Annotated in this window: 16 protein-coding genes; 7 read left to right on the top strand and 9 right to left on the bottom strand. The window is 70.4% G+C overall.

Annotation, left to right across the window (positions count from 1 at the left end; all coding sequences use genetic code 11):
• Positions 1–23 precede the first annotated feature (23 nt).
• Positions 24–998 carry a cation diffusion facilitator family transporter gene (locus tag CFW40_RS19035; protein WP_088802213.1) on the top strand — a complete coding sequence of 325 codons (975 nt, stop codon included), beginning with the start codon at positions 24–26 and terminating at the stop codon, positions 996–998.
• A gap of 98 nt (positions 999–1,096) precedes the next feature.
• Here the strand turns inward: CFW40_RS19035 and CFW40_RS19040 are convergent, their stop codons facing one another.
• Entirely contained in the window at positions 1,097–2,926 is a 1,830-nt protein-coding gene (locus tag CFW40_RS19040; protein WP_088799027.1) for a prolyl oligopeptidase family serine peptidase, read from the bottom strand.
• A 261-nt stretch (positions 2,927–3,187) separates the two neighbouring features.
• Between CFW40_RS19040 and CFW40_RS19045 the strand changes: the two genes are divergently transcribed.
• Positions 3,188–4,021, top strand: a complete 834-nt coding sequence (locus tag CFW40_RS19045) for a bifunctional 2-polyprenyl-6-hydroxyphenol methylase/3-demethylubiquinol 3-O-methyltransferase UbiG (RefSeq protein WP_088799028.1) — start codon at positions 3,188–3,190, stop codon at positions 4,019–4,021.
• Between the two features lie 54 nt (positions 4,022–4,075).
• On the opposite strand, the gene CFW40_RS19050 is transcribed toward CFW40_RS19045, so the two are convergent.
• The gene (locus CFW40_RS19050) at positions 4,076–5,368 is read right to left on the bottom strand and encodes a cytochrome P450 (RefSeq protein ID WP_088799029.1); all 1,293 of its coding nucleotides are present in this window, start codon (positions 5,366–5,368) and stop codon (positions 4,076–4,078) included.
• A gap of 105 nt (positions 5,369–5,473) precedes the next feature.
• A complete protein-coding gene (locus CFW40_RS19055; RefSeq protein WP_256331393.1) occupies positions 5,474–6,160 on the bottom strand; it encodes a TetR/AcrR family transcriptional regulator in 687 nt (228 codons plus the stop codon).
• A gap of 855 nt (positions 6,161–7,015) precedes the next feature.
• Between CFW40_RS19055 and CFW40_RS19060 the strand changes: the two genes are divergently transcribed.
• Together CFW40_RS19060 and CFW40_RS19065 are read left to right on the top strand one after the other, a co-directional pair.
• The gene (locus tag CFW40_RS19060; RefSeq protein WP_088799031.1) at positions 7,016–9,112 is read left to right on the top strand and encodes a bifunctional polysaccharide deacetylase/glycosyltransferase family 2 protein; all 2,097 of its coding nucleotides are present in this window, start codon (positions 7,016–7,018) and stop codon (positions 9,110–9,112) included.
• Between the two features lie 677 nt (positions 9,113–9,789).
• Positions 9,790–10,743: an LCP family protein gene (locus CFW40_RS19065; protein ID WP_371127284.1), complete on the top strand. Its 954-nt coding sequence runs from the start codon at positions 9,790–9,792 to the stop codon at positions 10,741–10,743.
• A 139-nt stretch (positions 10,744–10,882) separates the two neighbouring features.
• Here CFW40_RS19065 and CFW40_RS19070 read toward each other — a convergent pair whose 3' ends face one another.
• Positions 10,883–11,332: a DoxX family membrane protein gene (locus CFW40_RS19070; protein ID WP_088799033.1), complete on the bottom strand. Its 450-nt coding sequence runs from the start codon at positions 11,330–11,332 to the stop codon at positions 10,883–10,885.
• A gap of 187 nt (positions 11,333–11,519) precedes the next feature.
• Between CFW40_RS19070 and CFW40_RS19075 the strand changes: the two genes are divergently transcribed.
• Entirely contained in the window at positions 11,520–12,737 is a 1,218-nt protein-coding gene (locus tag CFW40_RS19075; RefSeq protein ID WP_088799034.1) for an amidohydrolase family protein, read from the top strand.
• Positions 12,738–12,791: 54 nt separating this feature from the next.
• Here the strand turns inward: CFW40_RS19075 and CFW40_RS19080 are convergent, their stop codons facing one another.
• From CFW40_RS19080 to CFW40_RS19095, 4 genes are all read right to left on the bottom strand, one after another.
• Positions 12,792–13,580 carry a GntR family transcriptional regulator gene (locus CFW40_RS19080; RefSeq protein WP_088799035.1) on the bottom strand — a complete coding sequence of 263 codons (789 nt, stop codon included), beginning with the start codon at positions 13,578–13,580 and terminating at the stop codon, positions 12,792–12,794.
• 470 nt (positions 13,581–14,050) lie between these two features.
• Positions 14,051–18,079: an AAA family ATPase gene (locus CFW40_RS19085; protein ID WP_088799036.1), complete on the bottom strand. Its 4,029-nt coding sequence runs from the start codon at positions 18,077–18,079 to the stop codon at positions 14,051–14,053.
• A gap of 671 nt (positions 18,080–18,750) precedes the next feature.
• Positions 18,751–19,389, bottom strand: a complete 639-nt coding sequence (locus tag CFW40_RS19090) for an LmbU family transcriptional regulator (protein ID WP_176956454.1) — start codon at positions 19,387–19,389, stop codon at positions 18,751–18,753.
• A 249-nt stretch (positions 19,390–19,638) separates the two neighbouring features.
• The gene (locus tag CFW40_RS19095) at positions 19,639–20,325 is read right to left on the bottom strand and encodes a response regulator transcription factor (RefSeq protein ID WP_088799037.1); all 687 of its coding nucleotides are present in this window, start codon (positions 20,323–20,325) and stop codon (positions 19,639–19,641) included.
• A 207-nt stretch (positions 20,326–20,532) separates the two neighbouring features.
• Between CFW40_RS19095 and CFW40_RS19100 the strand changes: the two genes are divergently transcribed.
• A complete protein-coding gene (locus CFW40_RS19100) occupies positions 20,533–20,769 on the top strand; it encodes a hypothetical protein (protein ID WP_088799038.1) in 237 nt (78 codons plus the stop codon).
• On the opposite strand, the gene CFW40_RS19105 is transcribed toward CFW40_RS19100, so the two are convergent.
• A complete protein-coding gene (locus CFW40_RS19105; RefSeq protein WP_176956453.1) occupies positions 20,682–22,541 on the bottom strand; it encodes an AfsR/SARP family transcriptional regulator in 1,860 nt (619 codons plus the stop codon). The two genes, CFW40_RS19100 and CFW40_RS19105, sit on opposite strands and share 88 nt — an antisense overlap.
• Positions 22,542–22,944: 403 nt before the next feature.
• Between CFW40_RS19105 and CFW40_RS19110 the strand changes: the two genes are divergently transcribed.
• Positions 22,945–23,541: an LmbU family transcriptional regulator gene (locus CFW40_RS19110; RefSeq protein WP_256331392.1), complete on the top strand. Its 597-nt coding sequence runs from the start codon at positions 22,945–22,947 to the stop codon at positions 23,539–23,541.
• The last annotated feature ends 12 nt before the right edge of the window (positions 23,542–23,553 follow it).

The following is a 23,553-nucleotide window of genomic DNA, read 5'->3' on the forward strand; positions in this document are numbered from 1 at the left end:
ACGGTTCCGGCCGTTGGTCACGGATCCGGCATCGGGTCGTCCACCTCGTCACCCCGCACAGCCATGACGCGATGGACAAGATCGACACCGCGATGGAGACCTCCCGCCAGGGCCTGCGCACTCTCTGGCTCTCGCTCGGCATCCTGGGCCTGACCAGCGCGATCCAGCTGGTGGTCGTGGTGCTGTCGGGGTCGGTGGCACTGCTCGGCGACACCATCCACAACGCTGCCGACGCCCTGACCGCCGTTCCGCTGGGCATCGCCTTCGTCCTCGGGCGCCGGGCCGCGAACCGCCGCTACACCTACGGCTACGGCCGGGCCGAGGACCTTGCGGGTATCGCCATCGTGCTGACGATCGCCGTCTCCTCGGCGCTGGCCGCCTACGAGGCCGTGGACCGGCTGCTGAACCCCCGCGACATCACCCACCTGTGGGCGGTGGCAGCGGCCGCCGTGGTCGGGTTCATCGGCAACGAATGGGTGGCCCGCTACCGCATCCGTACCGGGCGCAAGATCGGGTCGGCCGCGCTGGTGGCCGACGGCCTGCACGCCCGTACCGACGGCTTCACCTCCCTCGCCGTCCTCTTCGGCGCGGGCGGCGCGGCCCTCGGCTGGCGGGTGGCCGACCCGCTCATCGGTCTGCTGATCACCGCCGCCATCCTCATGGTGCTGCGCGACGCCGCCAGGGAGGTCTACCGGCGGCTGATGGACTGCGTCGACCCCGTACTCGTCGACGCCGCCGAGACGGCTCTGCGCACGGTGGACGGCGTCCGCGGCATCGGCCAGGTCCGGATGCGCTGGATCGGCCATACCCTGCGGGCCGAGGCCGACATCGTCGTGGACTCCCGTCTCACCGTGGTGCAGGCGCATGCCCTCGCCGTCGCCGCAGAACACGCCCTGATCCACGCCGTCCCCCGGCTCACCGCCGCGACCGTGCACACCGATCACACCAGCGAGGGCGCCGATCCCCATGCGGCGCTGGCACATCACGCCACTGCCTGACCGGGCCCGCCCCGCCCGAGCCCGGGAACACCCCCGGAGCCCGGCCCCCGCGGGACGCCCCCGGTGCCGCTCGCCCCTCTCCGCCTCCTCTTCCGTCTCTAGTTCTTCTCGATCACATACCGCTGGGCGAAGTCGAGTTCCAGGCGGACCTGCTTGATGCGCTCCTCCACGACCAGGGAGCCGTGGCCGGCGTCGTAGCGGTAGACCTCGTGCGGATGGCCGCGGTCCGCCAGCCGCTGGACGTAGTTCTCCACCTGCTGGATCGGGCAGCGCGGGTCGTTGACGCCCGCGGAGATGTAGACCGGTGCCCGCACCGCGTCCACATAGGTCAGCGGCGACGACGCCTCGAAGCGTTCCGGGACCTCCTCGGGGGTGCCGCCCAGCAGGGTCCGGTCCATCGCCTTGAGCGCTTCCATCTCGTCGTTGTACGCCGTGACGTAGTCCGCGACCGGGACCGCCGCCAGGCCCACCGCCCAGGCCTCCGGCTGGGTGCCGAGTCCCAGCAGGGTCAGGTAGCCGCCCCAGGAGCCGCCCGACAGGACCAGCCGCTCCGGATCCGCCAGGCCGGATGAGACCGCCCACTCGCGCACCGCGGCGATGTCCTCCAGTTCGATCAGCCCGACGCGATGCTTGAGCGCATCCGTCCAGGCGCGGCCGTAGCCGGTCGAGCCGCGGTAATTGACGCGGACGACCGCGAAGCCGTGGTCCACCCAGGCAGCGGGGGACGAGGCGAAGGCGTCGCTGTCGTGCCAGGTCGGGCCGCCGTGAATGTCGAAGACCGTCGGGAAGGGGCCCTCACCGGCCGGCTGCTGCACCAGCGCGTGGATCCGGCCCCCCGGTCCCTCCACCCATACGTCCCGCACTGGCACCGAACCGGGCGCCTTCCTGCCGGGCGGGTCCAGCACGACCTTGCCGCTCGTCGACCGCACCTCCGGGGGCTGTGCCGCCGACGACCACAGGAACTCCACCGTGCCGTCCGGCCGCGCCGTCGCACCCGAGACCGAGCCGGCCGGGGTCTCGACCCGCGTCAGCCGAGGACCACCGGGCGCGGCAGCCGCGTCCGCGGCACCGGCCGGAGCACCGGTGCCGCCCGGCCGGCCCAGCTCGTAGCGCCACAGCTCGCTCCGTGCCTGGTACTCGTGCTCCACCAGCAGCGCCGACCCGTCGGGATACCAGTCGGCACCCACGTCCCCGGGCAGGTCTATCTCCAGGGCCGTCTCCTTCCCCGTCAGCGGATCCCAGATCATCGGCTCCCAGCGGCCTCGCCGCTGGTGCCCCACCAGCAGCCGGGCGTCCCCGTCCACCGGCGCGAAACCCATCACCGACAGGCCCAGCTCCTCGGTCCCGCCCTTGGTGTCGTCCAGCTCAGCGACCGTGGACCCGTCGGGCCGTACGACGCGGATCGCGGAGTGCATCGCATCGCCGTGCTCGGTGTGCTCGAGGGCGATCAGCGAGCCGTCGTGCGAGAGGTCGCCGACGCCCGCCGACTCGCGGTGCCGGTAGATCTCCACCGGCGCCTCACCCGGCCGTACGACGTGGACCGTCGAACCCTCCTCGTCCGTGGAGCACCCGATGACCGCCGTGCCGTCCCGGCCGATCGCCAGCCCTCCCGGATACGAGGCGGCGAGCCCCGGGGTGGCCGGCTCATCCGGGCCGCCGGCGAACGGCTGCCGCATCCAGACGCCGAACTCGTCCCCGTCGGTGTCCGAGAACCACCAGATCCACTCGCCGTCCGGCGACAGCGTGCCGTCCGTCGTGCCGTTCGGCCGGTCCGTGGCCTGCCGCTGGCTGCCGGTCGCCCGGTCCCAGGCGTACAGCTCGAAGGTGCCGGTGGCGTTCGAGACGAACAGGGAGCGGTCCGGGGCGTCCTCGGCCCAGTCCGGCAGCCCGATCCGCGGCGCGCGGAAGCGCTTCTCCCAGTCCGGCATCGCGGCCTCCGCGCCGCGGGTATCCGCCGGGCCACCCGAGTTCTTCGTCGCACCGCCCGTCACCGCTGCCGGGTCGGCCGAGGCCGGTCCCGTCACGGCCGTGTGGTGGCTATCGGCCGTTGACGTGTGTGAAGAGTGCGAAGGGTTCGGAGCGGTGGCGGGGCCTGGGTCTGCGGTCGTCTCGTCAGTCATGGGCCCATTCTGCGCCCGGCGCAGGAAATCCGTTGGCGAGGGCCACAAGCCTGTGGATAACTTCGCTGTATGCGAAGACACACCGGTCCCGACGACTGGTGGGAGGCCAACCGCGCGATGTGGGACGAGCGCGTCGCCCTCCACACCGTGAGCGATTTTTACGACCAGGAAGGATTTCGCAGGGCGCGCGACGTGCTCCGTGATTTCGAGGTTGCGGAGGTCGGGGACGTCACCGGACGGTCCCTCCTTCACCTCCAGTGCCATTTCGGCCAGGACACCCTCTCCTGGGCGCATCGCGGTGCGGCTCGGGTCGTCGGCCTGGACTTCTCCGAACCCGCCATCGACACCGCCCGTGAGCTGGCCGCCGAGCTCGGCTACGGCCCGGACCGCGCCGCGTTCGTCGCCGCCGACGTCTATGACGCCGCCGAAGCCGTCCCCGACACCGCGTACGACATCGTCTACACCGGCATCGGCGCCCTCAACTGGCTTCCGGACCTGGAGCGCTGGGCCGACACCGCCGCCTGTCTCGTCGCTCCCGGCGGCTTCCTCTACCTCGCCGAATTCCACCCGCTGTGCGACGCCCTGGACGACGAGACCGGATCGCGCCTCGTCCACGACTACTTCAGCCGCGACGCATGGGTGGACGAGACCCCCGGTACGTACGCGGATTTCGGCGCACCGACGGTCCACCACCGCAGCGTCGAATGGCAGCACCCGCTCGGCGAGGTCGTCTCGGCCCTGGCCGGCGCCGGCCTGCGCATCGACTTCCTGCACGAACACGACATGACGATGTTCCAGCGCTTCGCCGCACTGCGACGTGACGACGACGGCTATCACCGGTTCCCCGGCGACCGGCCCCGCGTCCCCCTCATGTACTCGCTGAAGGCGAGCCGTATCCGCTGAAAGCCCCGGGCCCCCGCGGCAGACCGTCCGGGCGGCCTGCCGCGAGAGCGGTGCTCACCCCAACCGCACCGGCAGCGCGGTCAGCCGCCAGTTGCCCGGCAGGGGTGTCCGCTCCAGGCGTTCCGGTGCGATGCCCAGCGCCATCTTCGGGTAGTGCGCGAGCAGTTTGCCGAAGGCGACCTCGCCCTCCTGCTTGGCGAGTGTGGCGCCCAGGCAGTAGTGCGCCCCATGGCCGAAGCCCACATGGTTCTCTGCATGGCCCGCGGGGTGGCGGGTCAGGTCGAGCCGGTCGGGGTCGGTGTAGTGGCGGGGGTCGAAGTTCGCCGACACCAGGATGAGTTGGACCGCGTCGCCCCGGCGGATCGTGGTGCCGGCCAGGTCGACGTCGGTCGCGGCGTAGCGCAGCTGGGTCATCTGCACCGGCCCGCACCAGCGCATCAGCTCGTGGACCGCACGGGGGAGCAGGGCCGGGTCGCCCTGGAGCAGGCGCAGCTGGTCGGGGTGGGTGAGCAGCGCCGCCGTGCCGTTGCTGATGAGGTGAGCGGTGGTCTCGTGACCGGCGAGGACGAGCGTGAGGATCATGGTGACCATCTCGACGTCGCTGAGCCGGCCGCCGTCGTCGTCATGGGTACGGATCAGCTCGCTGAGCAGATCGTCGGTGAGCGCGCCGCGCCGCTCCCGGACCATCTGGTGGATGTGCTCGATCATCGGCGGGAACGAGGTGCCGAGCCGGTCCGGCTCCATCGAGATGAGGTCGGCACCCCATTTCCGCCACTGCGGGCGGTCCGCTTCGGGTATGCCGACCAGTTCGCAGATGACGGTGATCGGCAGCGGGTAGGCGAAGTGCTGGATGAGGTCGACGACGCCGTCCTCGGCGTGCTCGGGCAGCCGGGCCAGCAGTGCGTCGGCGATCTGCTCGACCCGGGGACGCAGGTCGGTGATCTTGCGGGCCGTGAAGGCCCGTGACACCAGGCGGCGCAGCCGGGTGTGATCGGGGGCGTCGTAATTGAGGATCGATCCGCGCAGGTAGGGGCGGAGGTGCTCGGGGAGGCCCAGCATGTCCGTCAGCCTGGTGAGCGGGTTGTCCTCGGCCGCGTGGCCCAGGGCGGGCGCCGCCGGGTTGTTCACGAACCGCTGGTCGCGCAGGACTTGGCGGACCTCCTCGAACCGCGTCACCAGCCAGACGGGTGAGTCATCCATGAAGCGGCCGCGTACGACCGGGCCCTGCTCGCGCAGCGCGCCGTAGCCGGCGAACGGGTCGGTGAGCAGCGCCGGGTCCATCACATTCGGCTCGCCCGGGTGTTTCCCGACGTGTGCAGCGAACGGTGAGGTGGGTAATGCCGACATCTTTCGTTCTCCTCCGGGTCGGGAGTCGGTCTGGGAGGTCGGTGGGGGAGTCGGTCCGGCGTCGGCCGCGCCGCCGTGGCAGGCGGATCGGCCGGACCGGCCGGGTCAGTCGCGTACCTGCCGGCGGATCTCGCGCAGGGTGAGTTCCCCGAACTGTTCGTAGAGCGCGATGATTTCCGGCGCCGCCGCGGCCGCGGCCTTCTGCCCGCCGGGGGTCTCCAGCGCGCCGCGGACCGTGCGGGCGAGTATGTCGGCGCGTACCTCCGGGGTGACCGGGGACCGGCCGGCAAGCAGGGCCTCGCCCGTGAAGAAGCCGGTGGCCATGGCCATCAGGGCATACTGCTGGTGGTGCACCTCGAGGTCGTCGTGCACCAGGCCGTACCCGCGCAGCACTTCGAGATGGCGGCACAGCATCCGGTCGCCTTCGGCTATCAGCTCGGTGAGTTCCTTCTTCGCGGTCTCGTTGAGCCGGCCGAGGACGTCGGCGTCGTCGGTGTATACGGCCCGCAGCACCGGATCATTCAGGAAGTCGCAGAAGAGCCCGCGCAGCATCCGGCTCGGCAGGATCTCCAGCGGATCGGCGCGCATGCGTTCCACCTGCCGGTGATGGTTGCGGAACTGGCTTCGCAGGACGACTGCCAGGAACAGCGCGTCCTTGGTCTTCCAGTGGAGGTAGACCGTGCCCTTGCCGACCTTGGCGCGCCGGGCGATCTCATCGATCGTCACCCGGTCGTAGCCCCAGGCGAGGAGCAGGTCCCCGGCCACGTCGAGGATGCGTGCACGACGCTCCACCCGGTCCACGGTCAGTCCCCCTCTGACTCCGTGACCAGATTTCATATCTGGTCACGGAGTCAACGCTAGATCCTTCGGAACGGTGGGATAAGGGCTATTCCGGCCAGGAGTTGGCCGGACGGACCTACGTGCGTGTGCCGGGTGAGTCGGCGTCAGGTGTTAGAACACTCTCAAAACGGGGTGGCTCGACGCTGTGCGGCGCAGTGCACCAGGCCGCGCGTGGTGTGCGCGAGACCGGCCGTGACCTGGTCATATGCGCGCGGGGTGCGGGAGTGCGGGCGGTGGGGTGCGGCCCTGTCAAGGTGGCGAGAGATGTGCGAAGTTCTCCACTGCTGAGGGTGACTGGTGAGTACACTCGCCGACCATGTGTGAGGCCAGCGGGAACTCAAAACGGCAAAATATACCCGTTTCTCAGCCATGTGCCGACGCTTCGGACTGGCAGGGAAAGGCTGTGCGGAACCCGGCCGCCGCCGACGGATGCGCTCCCCTGCGGGCGTCTGCCGCCGGCGACGGGCGGGTTCCGACCGGGCGAGTGACCGTGACGGGCAGATCGGCCAAGGCCTCGGCCTCCGAGGGCCTTGCGCCGTTTCCCCTTCCCGTCACGGCGGTCGCCCCGACGGGCACCGCCGGCACCCGCAGCGCCTGCACTACCCCCACATCCCCCACCCCCACACCCCCCATGACCCCCACATTTCGCACCACCCCCCACAGTCCCCCACACCCCCACACCCCCACACTCCCCCACACCCCCACCACCGCCCCCTTCTCAAGACACCTCACCCCGGCCGCGCCCAAGACCATTCCGGCCGCGCCCAAGACCCTTCCGGCCGCGCCCGATACCGTTCCGGTCGCGACGTGAGGGGCCGGAGCAACCGGGGCAGGCATGCCCAGTCCCGGGACCCGCGCGGCCATTGGCTGCTGCTGAGCCTTGTGCTCCCCCTGGTGTTCGGTGCCCTGTTCCTCGAGGGCTGGACCACCCATGAGGTGGATGCCGCCAAGGTCCGCAGCGACTGCACCCAGCCCGTACCGCCGGCGGTGGAGAAGGGCGGCCCGGTGGTGGATCTTCGCGGCGGCACCGTGAAGACCGCCGCGATGCCGGCCCGTACGGTGGCGCTCACCTACGACGGCGGACCCGACCCGGTGTGGACGCCGCGGCTGCTCGACCTGCTGCGCAAGCACCATGTCCACGCCACCTTCTTCCTGTACGGCGCCCAGGCCGCCCAACACCCGGACCTGGTACGGCGGATCAGGGACGAGGGCCATGAGATCGGCTCGAACACCTACACCGGCGCGGTCATGGGCGAGGCCTCGCCCCTGCGTGCCCGGATGGAGCTCTCGCTCACGCAGAAGGCGCTGGCCGGCACGGTGGGCATCCACACCAGGCTGCTGCGGCTGCCGCAGACCACCTCGGCGGACACCATGTGCGGCGCGGAGTGGAAGGCCGCCAAGAAGGCCGGCGCGGAGGGCTACACACTGGTCGCCGCCGACCGGTGGTACCGCAAGCCGGCGCAGGGCCTCGTCCGGCAGTTCAGCCAGAACGAGACCGCCTACAAGGACACCGAGCGGCTGCTCGCCAACCGGAACGTCGACAGGTTCACCACCGTGACGGCCGGGGCCAAGCTGGCCCCGGCCGAGAAGACGGTCTCCGGCACCGAACAGGGGCTGGGCAAGGCCCTGGTCTGGGTCAAGGTCGCCGGCTACGCCTTCGTGCACGGCATGACCTGGGTGCTGGGCATCGCCGGCACCCTGGGCGTGCTGCGGCTGGCGTCCCTCGTCGTCTTCGCCCGGACGCACGTCCGGCGGCTGACCCGCTTCCGTCCAGGCTCCCCCTGGCTACGGGAGGTCGCCGGTCCGGTGACGGTGCTGGTGCCCGCCTTCAACGAAGAGGCGGGCATCGAGTCCACCGTCCGTTCGCTGCTCGCCTCCACCTACGTGGAGATGCAGGTCATCGTGATCGACGACGGGTCGACGGACGACACGGCGGAGATCGCCGTCCGGATCGGAGACCCCCGCGTGGAGGTGATCCGCCAGTACAACGCGGGCAAGGCGGCAGCCCTCAACACCGGCCTGGCGCATGCCCGGTACGAGATCGTGGTCATGGTCGACGCCGACACGGTCTTCGAGCCGGATGCCGTCTACCGGCTGATCCAGCCGCTCGCCCACCCGGCGGTGGGGGCGGTCAGCGGCAACACCAAGGTCGGCAACCGCGGCCGGCTGCTGGGCCAGTGGCAGCACCTGGAGTACGTCTTCGGGTTCAACCTCGACCGGCGGATGTTCGAGGTGCTGGAGTGCATGCCGACGGTCCCCGGAGCCATCGGGGCCTTCCGCCGGGATGCGCTGATGGGCGTGGGCGGCGTCAGCGAGGACACCCTCGCCGAGGACACCGACCTGACGATGGCCCTGTGGCAGGCGGGCTGGCGGGTGGTCTACGAGGAGTCCGCGATCGCCTGGACCGAGGTGCCCACCTCGCTGCGGCAGCTGTGGCGGCAGCGCTACCGCTGGTGCTACGGCACGATCCAGGCGATGTGGAAGCACCGCCGGGCCGTCATCGAAGTGGGCCCGGCGGGGCGGTTCGGACGGCGCGGGCTGAGCTACCTCGCGCTCTTCCAGGTCGCCCTGCCGCTGCTCGCGCCGGTCGTCGACGTCTTCGCGCTGTACGCGGCGCTGTTCCGCGGCCCGGTGCTCGCGGCCACCGTGTGGTTCGGCTTCCTAGGGCTGCAACTGGCCTGTTGCGCTTATGCGTTGAAGCTCGACCGGGAGCCGGTGAAGTCGCTGTGGGCGATGCCCTTCCAGCTCTTCGTCTACCGGCAGCTGATGTATCTGGTGGTCATCCAGTCCGTGGTGGCCTTCCTGCTCGGCACCCGCCTGAAGTGGCAGCGCATGCAACGCTCCGGCACCGCGGCCCAGCAGATCGGCCAAACGGTCGCGTACGAGGGCCTGACGTCGAGATGACCCCGTAACGGGCCCTGAGGGGCGTCCGTACGGCCGTGTGCCGTGCGGACGCCCCGGGCACCGGCCCACGGCCGGCCGCCGGCCCGGTCCCGCACCCTCCCGCTCGCTTGTGCAGATCCGCGCCCTCCTTGGTGAAGAGGACATGACATTGGAGACTTCCGCGCATGAATGACTGGCTGGACAGGCCGCCCGAAACCTGGCGAGGCGGCGAAACGGAGACGACGTACCCCGGCCCCGGGCAGGTGTGGCCCCCGGAGGAGCAGCCGCCCCAGATGTACCCGCCCCAGATGCAGCCGCCCCAGATGTATCCGCCCCAGGGCCCTTTGCCTCAGACGCACCCGCCCCAGGGGTCTTTGCCCCAGACGCACCCGACCCAGGAGCTCCCGCCCCAGACGCACCCCTCTCCGGGGCCTCCGCCTCAGATGCACTGGCCCCAGATGGACCCGGCAAGGCCCATGAACAGTCCGCTGCCCGGCGTCCGGGCGCCCGTACCGGCGCCGACGCCCCCGGTGCGCTCCGACGCACCCGGCGGGAACGACGGGCGTGCGGTCCGGCCCGGCCGGGTGGGCCCCGGCGCAGGGCGCTCGGGCCCCGAAGGCGGGCGTGCGGGCCGCGGGCGGCGCGCCGCCCGGCGCTCACCGCGCCGCCGCCGGATCAGGCGGACGGCGATCCTGTTGGTGACTGTCCTGCTCAGCGGCTCCCTGGGCAGCTACGTCTGGGCCGACACCCAGCTCAACCGCGAGGTCGATCTGAGCAAGATCGCGGACCGGATGCCGGAGGGCAAGGGGACCAACTACCTGATCGTGGGCTCCGACAGCCGGGTGGGCCTCTCCGACCGGGCCAAGAAGGACCTGCACACCGGCGGTTCGGCCGACGCGGGCCGCCGCACCGACTCGATGATCCTGCTGCACACCGGCGCCCACGGCACCACGATGGTGAGCCTGCCGCGCGACTCGTGGGTGACCATCCCGCCGTACATCCGCCCCGACACCGGCAAGCACTACCGTGCGGCGAAGAACAAGCTCAACGCGGCGTTCTCGTTCGGCGGCCCCGATCTGCTCGTCCAGACCATCGAGCGCAACACGGGCGTGCACATCGACCACTACACGGAGATCGGGTTCGCCGGTTTCGTGGGCATCGTCGACGCCATCGGCGGCGTCCCGATCTGCCTGGACCGCGCTGTCAGGGACAAGAAGTCGGGCGCGAACCTCAAGAAGGGCTGTCAGACCCTCGACGGCCGTACGGCACTGGCCTTCGTCCGCCAGCGCCACCAGGAGGCTCAGGGCGACCTCGGCCGGAGCCAGAACCAGCAGAAGTTCCTGGCCGCCCTCGCCCGCAAGGCCGCCGAGCCCGACATCCTGCTCGACCCGGCCAAGGTCTACCCGACCATGAGCGCGGGCCTCGGCACGCTCATCGTGGACGAGGACACCGGCCTGACCAACCTCACCTCGCTGTTCAAGGCGATGAAGGGCGTCACGGCGGGCGACGGCAAGCGGCTCAACGTCCCCGTGTCGAACCTCAACCTCCGCACCCCCAAGGGCAGCGCCGTGCAGTGGAACGAGGCGAAGGCGAAGGAACTCTTCACCGAGCTGAACGACGACCGGCCGGTGACGGTCGGGGAGAAGGGCTGACCCGCCGCGCACGGGCCTACGGCCGATCAGCCTCCCGGGCCACCCCACGCCCGGGGAGCTGAACGACCGGGGGCCCGTGCGCTCCGGGCGCCGCTCCGCGGCCCACCGTTCCCGCCGGGGTCCGCCGCGCCGCCAGGCCCTAGTGGAACAGGCCCAGCACGCCGTCGAGCGACCAGCACTGCCAGCTCATGGCGAGCAGTCCCGTGAGGGAGATCAGGGCCATCATCAGGTTCTGCCCCTGCTCCGCCCAGTCGTGGATCATCAGCACGAGGTAGATCAGGTTGAGCACCGCTCCGCAGACCAGGGCTATCGGCGTCAGGAAGCCCGCGACGAGCCCGAGGCCGAGGGCCAGCTCCGCGTAGGCGACGAGGTACGCCATCGGCCGGGGGCGGGGCTTCACCCAGCGGTCGAAGCCCGTACGGACCGCGGACCACCGGTGCTCGGCCGCGATGCCGGCCGCCCAGGTGATGCCGCCACCGGTGAACCAGGTCTTCTTGTCCTTGTGGCGCCAGCTCTCGAGCCACCACAGCCCGAGGCCGATACGGAGGACGGCGAACCACTCGGCACCGCTGAGCCAGATCGTCTGCATGCTGTCCCCTCGCTGCTCATCCACTGAACTGACGGTGTGTCAGTTCAACGGATGTCGTGGCGTCGCGCAAGGGGTGGAGTTTGCGGCCCCGCCTTGTCGTCGTACGGGGGAGCCCATAACCTCGAAACTGATGGGTCGTCAGGTATTGGTCCGGCGTGACCCACCGGCGGGCAGTTGGGGGTACAGCGTGAGCAGCAACGAGAGCGGCACGGCGGAGCTTCCCAGGGTCATCAGCGTGGACGATCACGTGATCGAGCCCGCGCACCTCTTCGAGACCTGGCTTCCGAAGAAGTACCAGGACAAGGGGCCGAAGCCCTTCACCGCCGGCATCGGCGGGCTGGAGTACGTCGGCGGGAAGTACCGGTTCACCACGGACCCGGAAGGCCAGCTCACCGACTGGTGGGAGTACGAGGGCCTGATCTTCCCGTACAAGCGCATCATCGCCGCCGTGGGATTCTCCCGCGACGAGATGACGCTGGACGGCATCACCCGGGAGCAGATGCGGCGCGGGTGCTGGGACCCGAAGGCACGGCTGGCGGACATGGACGTCAACCATGTCGAGGCGTCGCTCTGCTTCCCGACGTTCCCGCGCTTTTGCGGGCAGACCTTCGCCGAGGCCGGTGACAAGGAGGTCGGCCTCGCCTGCGTCCGGGCGTACAACGACTGGATGGTGGAGGAGTGGTGCGGGGACAGCGGCGGGCGGCTGATCCCGCTGTGCCTGATCCCGCTGTGGGACGTCGAGCTGGCCGTCGCCGAGATCCGGCGCAACGCCGCCCGCGGGGTGCGGGCGGTGACCTTCAGCGAGATCCCCACCTACCTGGGGCTGCCGTCCATCCACTCCGGGTACTGGGATCCGTTCTTCGCCGCGTGCGAGGAGACCGGGACCGTCGTGAACATGCACATCGGCTCGTCGTCGCAGATGCCGGCCGCCTCACCGGACGCACCGCCCGCCGTGCAGGCCTCCCTGAGCTTCAACAACGCGATGGCCTCGATGATGGACTTCCTGTTCAGCGGCGTCCTCGTGAAGTTCCCCCGGCTGAAGCTGGCGTACAGCGAGGGCCAGATGGGGTGGATCCCCTACGCCCTGGAGCGCGCCGACGACGTCTGGGAGGAGCACCGGGCGTGGGGCGGGGTCAAGGACCTGATCCCCGAGCCGCCGTCGTCGTACTACTACCGGCAGGTCTTCTGCTGCTTCTTCCGCGACCGGCACGGCATCGAGGCGATCGAGACGGTGGGGGTCGACAACGCGACCTTCGAGACCGACTACCCGCACGTCGACTCGACCTGGCCGCATACGAAGGACGTGGCCGCCGAGCACGTGGCGGGGCTGTCGGCGGAGGTGACGTACAAGATCCTCAGGGGGAACGCCATCCGGATGCTGGACCTCGCGTTCGACCGGGACTGACGGGAAGGCGGTCCTGGCCGGCCCGGGGCCGCCGCCGGGAAGGCCGGCCGGCACTCACCACCTTTCCAGGGGCGTGACGAACAGCATCTCCGTACGGTCACCGGGCAGGATGACGTCGGAGACGCCCACGATCCGGTCGTTGACGTCGATCGAGGTCTTCCGGAGGACGAGCACCGACGTCCCGGGCGGCATTTCCAGCTCCGCCGCCTCTTCGGGGGCCGGCGGCCGGGCGGTGACGCGTTCCTCGACGCGGCCCAGCTCGATCCCGAGGGTGTAGAGCTGGGCCTGTGACCCGCCCGGCCAGGGCTCCTTGGTCTCGTCCAGCAGGTCGGGGTTCTTCGCGATCATGTCGCGGACGAGGTACGAGGTCATCAGGCTGAAGGGCGCGCTCTCGGCCGCGTGCCGCGTCCGGTAGCGGCGTTCGAGGAGCGGAGTGCCTTGTGGCAGGTCGAAGGCCCGCGCCAGGTCCTCGTCCGCCTCGGTCTCGCGGTATGACGCCTGAAACACCAGGTCATCGGGGTGCAGACCGGTGTCCCGCTCGGTGCCGCCGGTCCGGGCCCGTTCCTCCAGCGGCTCGCGCGCCCGGCTCTTCTCCCACTGGTGGCTGAGGTTCGTGCGCGCGGCAACGATGCGCGGGCGCCGGACGACGTTGCCGCGCCCGTGCTGATTCTCGATGAGGCCTTCCTCGCACAGGAACCGGAGAGCGACCCGGACCGCCGGCACGCTCCGCCCGAACTCCTCGGCGAGCTCCGCCTCCGGGGGCAGCCGGTCGCCGGGCTTCCACCGGCCTGCCCGGACGGCCTGCCGGAGCTGGCCCGCGATCCGCTCGTACGCCACTGCCATGCCTGCTCACCGTTCCGTCGCTCGGCGCCCGGTCGGGCCGGCCGTCCCGACGGCGCCACTTTATGACTCATCACGAGCCGTTGACGTGCCGGAAGCGTCCAGATGGCCGAGGCCCGCGCGCGGCCGGCGGCTCTTTCCGGGGGCCGCCACGGCGACCACGGCGAACCCGGCTCAGGGGCGTCGGGGAGGTACGAAGAAGGAGGGAGGGGCCGTCCGCGTCTCACACCGGACAGGAAAATGTCCGACCGCTGGCGACGGGGGATGCACCAGCGGTCGGACTGTCGCCAAGGTTAACAAGGCTGCTTGCGTGGTGGAGCAAACTACCCTGACACAATGCGGGGTTGTGATCGGGATCACGTTCCCCGGTCCGCCGCGGGAGCGGAACCCACGGGGGCCCCGGGCGGGCCGGAGGCTTCCCGCCCGCTGCCCGGAAGGGAAGCAGCGGGCGGGCTGGGGGCCGTGATGCCCGGTTACTCGTTGCACGGGGGCGCGTACGAGAGACGGGGCAGGTACTCCTGCCACCTCTCCGGGGTCAGAACGCCCCGGGTGGTTGAGCAGATGCGGCGCACTGCCGCATCGGTGTCCAGATCCCACAGCCGGACCGTATCGGCGCCGCTCGACACTCCGAGCATGTGGCTCTTGGGGCGGAAAGCCAGGAAATTGCCCGTCTTGGCGTGGGGGCTGATCGACTCCCCGATGGGAGTGGCCCTGGAAGGGCGGGCGACGTTCCAGAGCCGGACCATGTCGTCGTCCCCGCCGCTCGCCAGGGTGCGGCCGTCCTGGCTGAACGTCAGCGACGTGATCGCTTCGGTGTGGCCCGTGAGGGTGGCGAGCCGGGTGGCTTCGCGGGGGTCGGAGACGTTCCAGAGCCGGACCGTACTGTCGTCGCTGCCGCTGGCCAGGGTATGGCCGTCCGGGCTGTAGGCGAGTTTGTTGACGGGGCCCAGGTGTCCCCTGAGAGGTGCGCCGAGCGGGGTGGCATGGCGAGGGTCGGTCATGTCCCAGAGCCGTATGGTGCCGTCGGCGCTGCCGCTGGCGAGAGTGCGGCCGTCCGGGCTGACGACGAGGGAGTTGACGTAGCCCTTGTGGCCGGAGAGCACGCGGCCGAGTGGATGAAGGCGGGACGGGTCGCTGACGTTCCACAGCGCAATGGTGCGGTCGTCGTAGGCAGTTGCCAGCGTGTGCCCGTCCGGGCTGAAGGTCAGCGAGTCCACGTACCGTGTCCGCAGCGTGACGGGCGGCCCGTAGGGGACGGGCCGCTTCGGGTCGGTCACGTTCCACAGACGCAGCGTGCGGCGTCCGGTCCGCACCGCGAGGATGCGGCCGTCGGGGGAGAACTCCATCGACCGCGTGTCACCCTCCCCTGGCTTGAAGGGTTTGCCCAGCAACGCGGTCCGGTGTGGAGCCCGCACGCTCCACAGCCGGACCCGTTCGTCGTCCGCGGTCGTTGCCAGCACCTGCCCGTCCGGGCGGAACGCTCCCGTGCGGCCGATCATGTCCGTCGGCGGCATCGACCACAGGCGGACCGTGTTGTCGCCGCTGCCGGTGGCGAGGCTTCGGCCGTCCGGGCTGAAGCCCACGGCGTACATCTCGTCACTGCTGCCGGCGAGGGGCTGGCCGATCTGCGAGGGGTATGCCGGATTGCTGACGTTCCACATGCTCGCCGTTCTGTCCGTGCTGCCGGCGACGAGCACGGTCCCGTCGGGGCTGAAGGCCACGGACCACACGGGGCCGGTGTGGCCGGTGAGCGGCGAGCCGAGCGGTGTGGTGTGACGTGGAGTGGCCGCGTTCCAGAGCCGGATGGTGTCGTCGTCGCTGCCGCTGGCGAGAGTGCGGCCGTCCGGGCTGAAGGCCAGGGAGTGCACCGTGCCCTTGTGGCCGGTCAGTGGCCTGCCGAGCGGCCGGGGACGCCGCCGGTCGGCCATGTCCCACAGCCTGATCGTGTCGTCGTCGCCACCGGCCGCCAGCGTCCGCCCGTCGGGGCTGAACGCCACGGAGCGCACGGCGGCGGTGTGGCCGGTCAGGACACCGAGCCGCCTCGGCCGGCGCACGTCGTCCACGGCCCACAGGCGGACCGTGTGTTCTTCGTCGGCGGCCGCCAGCGTGCGTCCGTCCGGGCTGAAGGCGAGCAGGAAGAGGGTGCCGTCGTGGCCGGTCAGGGGCGTACCGATCGGGTGCGGGTGACGGGGGTCGCGCACGTCCCAGAGCCGGACCGTGCCGTCGTCCGAAGCGCTGGCCAGGGTGTGTCCGTCCGGGCTGAAGACGGCGGTGCTCACCCAGCTCGTGTGTCCGGTGAGGGGCTTGCCCAGGGGCCTGGGGTGCGTCGGGTCCGCCACGTCCCACAGCCGAACGGTGTGGTCGTAGCTCGCGGTGGCCAGGACCCGCCCGTTCGGGCTGAACGTGGTGAGGTAGACGGCGCCGGTGTGGCCGAGGAGCGGCGTGGCCAGTGGCGCGTTCACCGTCGAGAGCAACCGGTTGTTCGTGCCGTCGTCGTGCGGTCGCAGGTGGTGTGCCACCAGGTCGAGCTGCGCGGACAACGACGGATCCGTCAACTGGACGCGGTCGGCTTCGGCGAGCACCTGCGCGAACACGGCGTCGTCCCGCTGCTGCCAGGCGACCAACGCCGAACCGATGGCCATGACCGCCAGGACGGCCAGAGCCGACACCGCACCGCGGCTGATCCAGGCCGTGCGCTTGCGCAGCCTGACCGAAGCGGCCAGGAATTCCACCGCGCTCCGGGTCAGAAAGGTGTCACCGGCGGACTGCGCCCAGGTGCGGGCCTGTTCCAGCCGCGAACCCCGGTAGAGCAGCGAGGCGTCACGGTGAGCGTCCTCCCAGGCCCTGCCGTCCTCCTCCAGCCGCTGGCGCAGCAGGTTGCCGGCCCGGTCCTCGTCGATCCAGTCGCGCAGGCGTGGCCAGGCGTGGAGCAGCGCTTCATGGGTGATCTCCACGGCCTCCGCGTCGAGTGTCACCAGCCGGGCGTGCACCAGCGCTTCGAGCGATTCCTCGGTCTTGTGGGGGTCGGCGGACTCGTCCGCCAGCTGACGCCGGGTCCCCCGCCGACGGGTGGCCTGAGTGTCCTCGCCCAGCCGGACCAGCCTGAGCAGGAGCAGCCGCGCGGCCGTGCGTGCCGTCGGGTCGAGGCCGGACCAGGCCCGCTCGGCGGTCGCCGCCACCGCTCCCTGGATGCCGCCCGCCGCGCGGTAGCCGGCCAGCGTCAGCTTTCCCGCCTTCCGCCGCTGCCAGGTGGCGAGCAGGGCGTGGGAGAGGAGGGGCAGCACCCCCGCGTCATGCGTCCCGCCGGGGCCGTCGGCGCTCACCTCCCGGACGACCAGCTCCGCCAGCCCCGGTTCGAGTTCCAGGCCCACGGCCTTGGCCGGGCCGGTCACCGCTTCGCGCAGCTCCGCAGTGGTCAGCGGGCCGAGCACCATGTGCCGGTGCTGCAGCGCATCGGCCAGTTCGGGATACCCGAGACACCGGTCGTAGAAGTCGGCGCGAATGCCGAGGATGACGCGCACGGGGGCCGGGGCGTCCGGATCGCCGTGGGTGCAGGCGGCGTGGAGGAGCTGGAGGAAGGTGCGCCGGTCCGCCTCGTCGGCGCAGAGGGTGAACGCCTCCTCGAACTGGTCCACGATGACGACCGGACGCGCGGTGGCGGACGCCTCCCGCCCCGCCCAGGCCCCGACGGCCTCCCGCACCGCACACGCGAAGTGCACCGTGCCGGGTTCCTGCGCCGCCGACTCTCCCGCGGCGGCCAGGACGGCCGCCAGCTCGGGTATCCGGGAGGTCAGCTCCCCGAGCGGATCGCCACCCGGCACCAGCTGCAGGACCTTCCTTTCCTGCGCCTTCCCGTCCTGTGCCTTCCCGCCCTGGGTCTCCCCCTCCTGGCTTTTCCCGTCGCCCAGCGCGCCGTTGCGCAGTGCGGGCACCAGGCCGGCGTTCAGCAGGGAGGACTTTCCGGCCCCCGAGGCGCCCACGAGCATGACCAGGCCACCCGTCTTCTCCGCTGCGCGGAGCTGGGCGACGAGGGCGTCCGTGTACCGCTCCCGGCCGAAGAACCACCGGGCGTCTTCGGGACGGTACGAGGCCAGCCCCCGGTACGGGCACACGCCGGGTACGGCCGGGGCCTCGGCCGCGGGGCGCCCCTCCTCTTCCTCGGCCGCCGAGGCGCGGTCGCCGACCGCGCGCTCCCACAGGCGCTGCCACTCGGCCGCGTCGTACAGGCCCGCGGACACCGGAGTGGGCCGCTGGCGCCGTGCCTGGGGTATCAGGATGTGCAGCACCGCGGCGAGCGCGGGGAACTGCGCGGGCACGTTCTTGGCCCGCCGCCAGTCACTGATCCGCTGCACGGACACCCGCACGGGCCGCCCTCGTTCGTCGACCCGCTGCAGGCGGACGACCGCCTCGGCCACCTTTTTGAGCGGAGGGTTGCCGGCCTCCTTGTACAGCAGCGCGAGGCGTTCCGCGAAGGCTGCGCGTGCTCCCGCATCGGAACTCACGGCCTCCCCCTTTCCTTCCCCCGCATCTGGACGTCCGGACCGGAAAACTCACCTTAGCCGCCTGACCTGCGGCGAAGACGGCGGCCCGAGACCGGAACCTCCTCAGGAGGAACCTCACCTGGCAGGATCACTTCCCGACGGCGCATCAAGAGGTGCCCCACCCCGGCAAGCCACCGGCTCAGCCCGGAGAAGCACTTCTTGATGCCTGTTCCCGGCCACCTGCTGCCGGACTCACGAGCCATGTGACGGTCTCGGCTCATGAGCCCGGGGAACCCGTGGAGCCGGTCCCTGCGGACCGCTCGCACGGTGCCCCCGGGGCCCGGCACGCACGCTCCGCGCCACCCGGTGCGGACCGCCCCCGCCTGCGCCATTCGGCACCGGTCCCCACGAGGGGAGGGACCGGTGACGAATGGCGCGGCGCTGTTTCTGCGGCGGACCGGGATCTCCGCTCCTCAAGGGCCCGGCCGGTATGCCCGGTTCACGGGCTCCCGCAGTCTTGGAGCCGGTGTCCGGGCCGGCCCGCCGGCGCGGCACAGAATGGGAAAAGCCCAGGTCACGAGTGTGACCTGGGCTTTGTGCAGGGCGGACTTGGGGTGTGGGGCCCGGCGCATCGGCACCGGGGTGGCCTCGCACCCCTCGGAGCGCCGGCGCCCGGCGTGGTCCGTGGTGCGCTATCCCATGAGGACCGCGGCAGCCGCATGGTCGAGCATCGACATGGCCCAGCTCTGCAGATCCTGGTCCGCGTCGTCGGCGGCCTGGATCCAGCGCTGGCGGCGGTCCCGGGAGACGTTCACTTCGACACGCATGCTGATGGCGTGCTGCTCGGTCTGCTCGCCGGCCTGGCGGGCTGCCTTGACGCGGCTGCGCAGAAAGTTCCTCGACCAGCTGAGCCGTTCTGCCCGGTCCAGCCAGTACTCCTGCTCGTTCTCCGGAAGGCTCGCCAGTTCCGCGTGGTGCTGGAAGCTCAGCGCGGGGCGCCTGCGCGGCGGTGCGAAGCGCCGGGCGACCCAGGCGTAATTGCGCAGCGTTTGGTAATCAAGGTGAGTCTCCTCGATCGCGCGCTGGTAACGGTCCGGATACATGGTCCGTCCGTAGATGAGCCAGTCACCCAGCCACCAGGCCGAGGAGTCGGCGGCGACGAAGAGCTGCTTGCCGATTTTCTGCCAGTCGTCCAGCGATATACCGGACGTCAATTCAAGGGTGGTGCGTCGTGCAATGGTCTTATCAACGGCTTTGGACAGCTTCTCGCTGAGTTTGGGCAGCGCAGGATGTACCTCCCGTGCATGCGTGCTTGCATTGATTTCCCCCATAGCCTAATGCCTCCGTCGTGTAGGTCAGTTGACGACGATGCAAGAACTCTAGCCAGGGGAGAGTGTACCTTGTCTATACTCTTTCTTTAACTTCTTTGCCGAGCGTGCGAATGCCGGGAGGGCGCTATTCGGCCATTGACGAGAGGGACGCCGGCTCCTGGGGCGACGCCGGTCAACGGCCCGGCTGGCACCCCCTCCTGACGGGCACCCGGCACCCACCAGAAGCCCGGCCCGGCGGTCAGGGCGGGCTCAACTCCGGCCCTCCAGCTCCCCGGCGTCGTGCACCAACAGGGCAACCTGCACCCGGTTGTTGAGGCCGAGTTTGGTCAGGATGCTGGAGACATGGGTCTTGACCGTGGAGACCCCGAGGTAGAGCGCCGCGCCGATCTGCGCGTTGGACTTGCCGTGGCCGATGCCGAGAGCGACCGCGCGCTCCCGTTCGTTGAGCAGTGCCAGCCGGTCCCGGGCCTCCCCGCGGCGCCCCGTGGGGTCCTGCGTGGACAGAACCCGGTCGATCAGCCGCTGGGTGACGGCCGGTGAGAGCACCGGCTGGCCCTGGGCCACCCGGTGAATGGCCGAGACGATCTCCGGCGGCGGAGTGTCCTTCAGTGCGAACCCCGCCGCTCCGGCACGCAGTGCGCGCAGTACGTACTCGTCGGCGTCGAACGTCGTCAGGACGAGGACTTCTGGTGCGTTGCTCATGGCCCGCAGTGCTTCCGTGGCCGCCAGCCCGTCCATGACCGGCATCCGGATGTCCATGAGGACCACGTCGAGGCGGTGCTGCCGGGCCAGGCTGACCGCCTCGGCGCCGTCACCGGCCTCGGCGACCACGCGCAGGTCGGGGGACCCGCCCAGCATCACCGACAGCCCGGCGCGGACGAGTGGATCGTCGTCGGCAATCAGCACGTCGATCGTGGTGGGCTCGGCTGTGGTCATACGGCCAGAGTAGCCGGTGGCGCCTGACGGCTTCTGATGCTGAACCGGCCTGTGGACAAAGGGAATCGGCGGCGCGGAGCGCGGCACCGAAGTCGCCGCGCAGCAGTACTTTGGTCTTCCCCGGCCACCGAACGGCAAGACTCCGGTCGGCGCGAAGAGTACGAGTGACCGATCCGGCCGGCGACCACGGCCTCATAGCGTGGCGCCATGGCAAAGGTTGTTCAGTTCCTCGGGCTCTTCCTGGTGGTCGCCGGCATCAGCGGTACCGTCGACCAGCTGGCCACGCAGCCATTTCTGAGTCCGGTGCTCAACTTCGTCAATCATTACGTGATACCGCACATGGAACCGCTGCAGGGCTACGAGGTCATCTGCAACCTGTCGCTGTCGGTGGTCGGCTCGATCTTGGTGATCGTGGCTAATCGCTCGGAGCGGTCGGAAGGCTGACGCTGTCCCGGGATCCGCGCCGCGGCCAGCCGTTGCGCATACGCGAGAATTAGCCCGTCCAGCCGGAAGTGGCCCGGTGCCACCTCCCGTACGAGACTCGCATCGGCAAGGGCGTGCAGCGCCCTCCAGCAGCTCGATGTGTCCATGCCGCTCAGTGCGGCGGCCCTGGGCTGTGTGACCATCCGGTCGTTCTGACGGCCCAGCGCCAGGAGCATCTGGGCGGCCTTGGGCGGCAGCGCGGCGTACGACCAGTCGATGACGGTGTACAGCGAGGCCTCGCTGTCACCGGACAGCTGCAGGAAATCGACCGCGTTCCGGTCGTCGAAGCTCGCGAGGGCCTCGGCCGGGGACGGCGCGACCTTGATGCGTGTCGCGGCGATGCGCAGCGCCAGCGGGAGCCCGTCGCAGGCGGCGACGAGCTTCGTCACCGCGCGGCGGTGCCGCGCCACGAACGTCTCACCCGCTATCCGGCCGAACAGTTCGAGGGCGGCCTCCTCGCCCATGCCGTCCAGCACGATCCGCCGCGCACCATCCCGGGCGATCAGTCCGGGCAGCCCATTGCGGCTGGTGACGATGACCAGGCACGAGGGGGTGCCGGGGAGCAGGGCTCTGACCTGCCCGGCGCAGGCAACGTTGTCCAGGAGGATGAGCAGCCGGCGGTCCGCGAGCAGGCTCCGGTACGACGCCTGCGCGTCGACCCGCTCGAAGCGCGCCGGTTCGCCCATGGTCGCGGCCAGGTGACCGAGCGCACCATCGATCGTCTTGTGGACCGGCCTGTCGGAGTGGGCGTGCAGATCGACATGCAGCTGACCGTCTGGGTACTTGTGGGCAAGCGAGTGTGCGAACCGTGTGGCCAGTGCCGTCTTTCCCGCTCCGGGACCGCCGGTGATCAAGAGGAGCGCGGGCTCGCCGGCTTCCTCGGCCGCCGTCGCGAAGGTGTGCAACTGCTCCAGCTCCGCGGTGCGGCCGGTGAACCCTGGTACGTCGCGCATGAGTTGGGCTACGGTTCGAGACGGTTCACCGCTGCCGGACGGCGGGACGGCGGATTTCTGCGGCAGCAGCCGTGCGGTGGACCGCTCGCCGCGCAGCACCTTCTCGTACAACTGCTGCAGATGGCTGCCCGGCTCGATTCCTTCTTCCTCGATCAGTCTGCCCCGCAGGCTGTGGTACTCCCTGATGGCGTCGGCGTGCCGGCCGAGTTCGACGTAACAGCGCATCAGGACGTAGCGCAGCCGCTCGCGCAGGGGATGATCATGGACGAGCGCGGCCAGTTCACCGGCCAGCGCGGCGGGCCGCCCGAGCTCCAGCGTCATCTCGGCGCCGTCCTCCAGCGCCAGCAGGCGTGCCTCCGACAGCCGGGCGCGTTCCGCCTGCGCGAACGGGCCGACCGCGCCGCCGTAGGGACTGCCGCGCCACAGCGCCAGCCCGGCTTCCAGTTCCCTGACCGCGTCCCCCACGGCGTTTTCGGCCCGCAGTCGCCGTGCGGTGGCGAGGGCGGTGGCGAACTGCTGGACGTCCACCCCGTCGGGCGCGACACGCAGCATGTAGCCGAAGGTGTCGGAGACCAGGACCTCGGAGCGCATGCCGCGGGCACGGTCGGGCTCCAAGGAGTTCCGCAACCGCGCGATATAGGTGTACACACTGTTCAGAGCAGTGGCCGGGGCGCCGTCGCCCCAGATTGCGTCCACCAGTTCGTCCCGGCTGACGGGGCGGTTCGCGCGGGCGGCGAGCACCGCGAAGATCGTCCGCTGAGTCGGCGAACCGAGCTCCAATTGACGGCCATCTCGTAACGCCAGAACGGGACCAAGAAGTGCAACGGTTGGAGAGGCAAGCATCGTTCCCCCTAATCGACGCGTACTTGCTTCAAAAAATGATCATAGCGGAACGTCAACTTGCTCCGGCCGCACGGCTGGGCAACCGCGGCGGAATCTGGCGCGTTATGAGTGGTGTGGAGAACGGCCGAGATGCCCTTCGCCCGGCCGGGGCCCGCTGTCCCGCCGGCGGGACGGAAGCGGGATCCGCCCGGGAGGTCGAGTAGCCGCTTACCGCCGCCATTGGGCCGTTTAGACGTTGTCTAGGCCCCATCAAGAAAGGTGTGGAAGTCTCCGGTGCCGTACGGGTTGTAACGCAACGAAAGGCGGTGGGGCAGTGGTTGACGGTGCCCGGAATCATTCGGTGAGCTCGGTCGACGGTCGCCCGCAATCCGATCCGTCGGCCGCACCTGGTCAGGCAATGCGGAGAAGAAATAATCTCCGTATCCCGCGCGGGCTGTCCCTTGCGGACTGGTGCAGTCTGGGCCAGCAGATCCAGGCGATTTCCAGCTCCTCTTCCTGGTGGCTCGGGGACTGGCTCCTCTACGGTCAGTCCGAATTTCCCAACCGCTATAAGCGCGCCATCACGGAGACTTCCCTCGACTACCAGACACTGCGGAACTACGCATGGGTCGCCCGCCGGTTCGAACCCCATGAGCGGTACGGCGACTTGAGTTTCCAGCACCATGCCGAGGTCGCCGGGCTCGCTCCGGAGGAGCGCGGCCCATGGCTGGCGCGGGCGCAGGAAAACCGCTGGTCACGGAATGAACTGCGACGTCAGATGCGGGCGCGGAAGGGAATAGCCGGAAGTGCGCGTGCCACGCAGCTGAAGATGAAGCCCGACGACTGCCAGCGGGAACGCTGGCAGGCCGCCGCCCTCCGCACGGGTGAGGATTTGCTGACCTGGATAACGGCGGTCCTCGACGACGCCGCGACTTCTGTGCCCACCGCCAGCGGCTGAGCGGGCCGTATT

The sequence above is a fragment of the Streptomyces sp. 2114.4 genome, assembly GCF_900187385.1.
Classification (GTDB): Bacteria; Actinomycetota; Actinomycetes; order Streptomycetales; family Streptomycetaceae; genus Streptomyces; species Streptomyces mooreae.

What these genes read in the sequence shown, in the direction of transcription:
- CFW40_RS19090 (WP_176956454.1), bottom strand. Translation starts at nt 19,389, where the DNA reads ATGGGGGAAATCAATGCAAGCACGCATGCACGGGAGGTACATCCTGCG.
- CFW40_RS19050 (WP_088799029.1), bottom strand. Translation starts at nt 5,368, where the DNA reads ATGTCGGCATTACCCACCTCACCGTTCGCTGCACACGTCGGGAAACAC.
- CFW40_RS19040 (WP_088799027.1), bottom strand. Translation starts at nt 2,926, where the DNA reads ATGCCGGACTGGGAGAAGCGCTTCCGCGCGCCGCGGATCGGGCTGCCG.
- CFW40_RS19070 (WP_088799033.1), bottom strand. Translation starts at nt 11,332, where the DNA reads ATGCAGACGATCTGGCTCAGCGGTGCCGAGTGGTTCGCCGTCCTCCGT.
- CFW40_RS19080 (WP_088799035.1), bottom strand. Translation starts at nt 13,580, where the DNA reads ATGGCAGTGGCGTACGAGCGGATCGCGGGCCAGCTCCGGCAGGCCGTC.
- CFW40_RS19095 (WP_088799037.1), bottom strand. Translation starts at nt 20,325, where the DNA reads ATGACCACAGCCGAGCCCACCACGATCGACGTGCTGATTGCCGACGAC.
- CFW40_RS19100 (WP_088799038.1), top strand. Translation starts at nt 20,533, where the DNA reads ATGGCAAAGGTTGTTCAGTTCCTCGGGCTCTTCCTGGTGGTCGCCGGC.
- CFW40_RS19045 (WP_088799028.1), top strand. Translation starts at nt 3,188, where the DNA reads ATGCGAAGACACACCGGTCCCGACGACTGGTGGGAGGCCAACCGCGCG.